4 protein-coding genes are annotated in these 3,288 nt (G+C 32.4%); all 4 read right to left on the minus strand.

What is annotated here, in order from left to right; genetic code table 11:
• Window positions 1-125: 125 nt before the first annotated feature.
• Entirely contained in the window at window positions 126-734 is a 609-nt protein-coding gene (locus tag L2567_RS20685) for a hypothetical protein (protein WP_235299770.1), read from the minus strand.
• A 236-nt stretch (window positions 735-970) separates the two neighbouring features.
• Entirely contained in the window at window positions 971-1,750 is a 780-nt protein-coding gene (locus L2567_RS20690; protein ID WP_235299771.1) for a DUF6624 domain-containing protein, read from the minus strand.
• 499 nt (window positions 1,751-2,249) lie between these two features.
• Window positions 2,250-2,570: a hypothetical protein gene (locus tag L2567_RS20695; RefSeq protein WP_235299772.1), complete on the minus strand. Its 321-nt coding sequence runs from the start codon at window positions 2,568-2,570 to the stop codon at window positions 2,250-2,252.
• A gap of 108 nt (window positions 2,571-2,678) precedes the next feature.
• Window positions 2,679-3,014 (minus strand): hypothetical protein, encoded by a 336-nt coding sequence (locus L2567_RS20700; RefSeq protein ID WP_235299773.1) that lies wholly within the window; start codon window positions 3,012-3,014, stop codon window positions 2,679-2,681.
• Between the last annotated feature and the right edge of the window lie 274 nt (window positions 3,015-3,288).

Raw genomic sequence — 3,288 nt, forward strand, 5'->3', positions numbered from 1 at the left:
GAAGGAATGAGTTTAGTGGCGTATTCGATTCGAAAGAATGAGCATGAAGAGCCGTATGAGCTGAGAGGTTCACGTACGGTTCTGTGAGAGGTTTAGGGGTGAGAGTCCCCTTTACCTACTCGATACTATTTGTATTCTGGTGCTTTTCCAATTTTCCCTAACAATTTCATTTTGTCGTTTGTGATCAAATTGTTTTCACTAAATATATTCCCAATTTGGAATTTGACACTTGTTTCATTTTCAGCTTGTTCGCCTGGAATTTCATAAGTGCTAATCCATATATTTCTTAATCCTGTTTCATCGTTAATAATTATTGTAGATCCGATTAAACCTTTAGACAATATTTCGTCAACCTGACTAAAACCTGGTTTAACATTCCATCTTTGATCATCTTCATAAAAATAAATTGAACCAATTTTAAATCCAATTTCAACAGTTGAATTGTAATCTTGCTCTAGTTTTATTCCTGATCGTATTTTTGGTTCGAATATATTCTCTTCCTTAATTCTAAGTTTGAAGGGATTATCATGATTTTGAAATTCGATATACAGTAGTTCTATTGTGTAGAGATATTGAGTCGTTGATTTTTCACCGTTAAATGCAAGACAAAATTTTTGGTAAGCTAGCAATTCACTTTTTAGTTTGGGAAATGGTTTTTGCTGTATTCTTTGGAAGAAAATATACGACAAATATTTGCCAATCATTGGTTCAAGTATGTCTAATTGTTCTTTCATTTACTTTTTCTCATTCGTATTAGTTCTTCATGGGATATAACGTGATAGCTGTAACCGTCGTGGCGTCGCGATAGCAGCCATGACGTGTTAAAGCGTGTTATAGCCAGTTCCTTAATATTCTAAAAATCAATATTAAGCTTTTACTGAATGTCAGTTTAATCATTTCAATTTCATTTGATTCGGTTTGAGGACTTACATTCATAAAGCTTGAACTTATATAATAATTTGACGATAAATCAATTATTAAAATTTTTTATATATACTTCCAGAGGTTCGAGGCCAACAGACTTTCTATAAAAATCAACACTATCTTTCGAAAGTAGATTGAAAGCCTCATACTTTCCAGGAAATACTGCTCTTAATTGTGTTCCGTATTTTTGCGGAAGATTGTTTTCTAAAAGCATTCTGTCCTCCATGGTAGCTAAATTACCTCCTGAAAGTAATCCAATTTCCTTGGCCTGCTTAAATTTTTCAAAGTAAGTTGCTCTTTGTTCCTTAGATCCATGCTGTATCACAAGCAAAATGGTAAGCACATTTTGCTTGTTGAAATAATTGCCTTCAGGAAAGTTACATTTCTCAATTACATTGATAATATAATGCTGATTTAGTTGTTCAATGCTATCGTTAATATTATGTACATCATTCTGCATTCGCATACCTTGATCTCTTAGATAAATTTCATCCAGAAGAACATCCAAATCATTACAATTTATATTAATTGAGGGTATTTCAGTTTTACTCGAACTCTCGTTTTGCATTGCGATTCCACTCTGTTCTTCTATAGCTTTAATCAGTTTCTTTGTTCTTCTTTTATCTCTTTTCTTCGACTTTCTAACTAAGAAAGCTTTCACTATTTGCTCTTTATTGACGTATTCATCTAAAGTATAATTCCCTAATGACTGAATACTATCCCATTGTTCAAAAGATAATGTATCCCAAGAAGAACTTACAAAAACTACATCAGCAGCTGGAGGAATATTGTTTAAATTTCTCTGGAGTGATTCTTTAAATGACAATTTCCTTAAATCATTCTTGTTCTTGTAAGACATACAAGACAACAAGGAAAAAGATAGGAGGATTATTGATAAGTAATATTTCATGGTTTAAAGTGTTTGACAAAGTACTTTTGAATCTACTTAATGAAAAGTCAATGTAGAACCATTTGAACATACTTTTTGATGAGTATGAATGAATTTTCATAGAACGGTTTAGCTACCGATAAAGCAAAACATTCCTACACCTTACTTGTGATCTTCAGTTCTCATCAACATTGATTCAAAAGTAAGGAAATTTCTATGATTTGATTCTGTTAGATTTTCTTATAAATAATGAAAGGCTTCATGAATTGGCTATAACGGTGAGTACATGGATAGTGCGACCGATAGGAAGCATTATCTCATGTACATTGTTCTATCTCGTTTTACTTTTCCCTTACTGTTTAGTTTTTTAAAGAATTTCCCAACCACCTTCATATTCGTCGCCTGTAATTTCACTCAATAGTTTATTGAATTTTGACTAATTAATAATTGAGCCATCACCTTCATAAATAGAAACTACATTCTTTCTGTCGAAGGTTTCATAATCATCTTGACCGTCTCGAACGCCGTAATCATTTTCGCTAATTTTTATAACTAATGATTCAGAGTATTGACCTGAATCTTCAAAGTCATAATCCAAATAATTTTTAAGTTCCTTTGTAGCACGGTTTGATTTTCCATTCCAATGGTTAACTTCTTCACCAATTAAACCTGCCATCTTTAGATGACTTTTGATTGCTTCACTCTTACTCTGAGTGATTTCATTCTTTGGCCATAGTTTTAGTATAAAATCAGACATATATTTTATTGAATTTGGTTATTTAATGAAATAGAACGGTTCTGATGCATGCTCCGTTCCGAGGAACGAGGTATGGAGTTATCGCATCCTGTTATGTGTTCGGCTTTGTTATTTGATAGGTATTCGCTTTTCATAATCAATCATCAATTTATTCAAATTTTTTATTTCGTTCTCACTTATCTGTTTATCTGATATCATCTGATTGACCAAACTGCTTATTTCATAGTATTGATTGTTAGTTGTGATTTTTCCTTGTTTTATGATCTTGTCAATTCGTTGAAAGAAAGCTTGAAAAATATTAACCTCGTATCCTGATTTTTCTTGTAGATATTTGCTGAATCTAAAATCTTTGTTTTCGATTTGCATTTCAGTTAAATCTCTAAATACTTGTTTGAGCCGAGTGAGTCTACCTTTTTTGAAATCTTCTTCACATTTTGATTTCATCTCGAAAAGTGTTTGTTTGAATCAAAATCACCAGCGACAATATCGATTATTTTATATTCGATATAGTATGGTTCAGCCCCCTAATTATCAGAGAATAATTATGTAAGTTAAAAAATGTGGTTGAATAAGCCTTATCTTTGCATTGCGAGCATCGACAGAAGGTGATTATTAAACCGATGTTGATATCTAAGTGCAGGCCTGTCTTAGTTTTTTATTCTCATCCCATTTAGGGAATCGAATAAAAGGCGAGCATCTCCATCAGGCTCTTAATGCC

Source organism: Portibacter marinus, from assembly GCF_021533195.1.
In the GTDB taxonomy this organism is placed as follows: domain Bacteria; phylum Bacteroidota; class Bacteroidia; order Chitinophagales; family Saprospiraceae; genus Portibacter; species Portibacter marinus.

Bases quoted from the DNA above. Each gene is read 5' to 3' on its own strand.
- L2567_RS20700 (WP_235299773.1), bottom strand. From the start codon at position 3,014: ATGAAATCAAAATGTGAAGAAGATTTCAAAAAAGGTAGACTCACTCGG.
- L2567_RS20685 (WP_235299770.1), bottom strand. From the start codon at position 734: ATGAAAGAACAATTAGACATACTTGAACCAATGATTGGCAAATATTTG.
- L2567_RS20695 (WP_235299772.1), bottom strand. From the start codon at position 2,570: ATGTCTGATTTTATACTAAAACTATGGCCAAAGAATGAAATCACTCAG.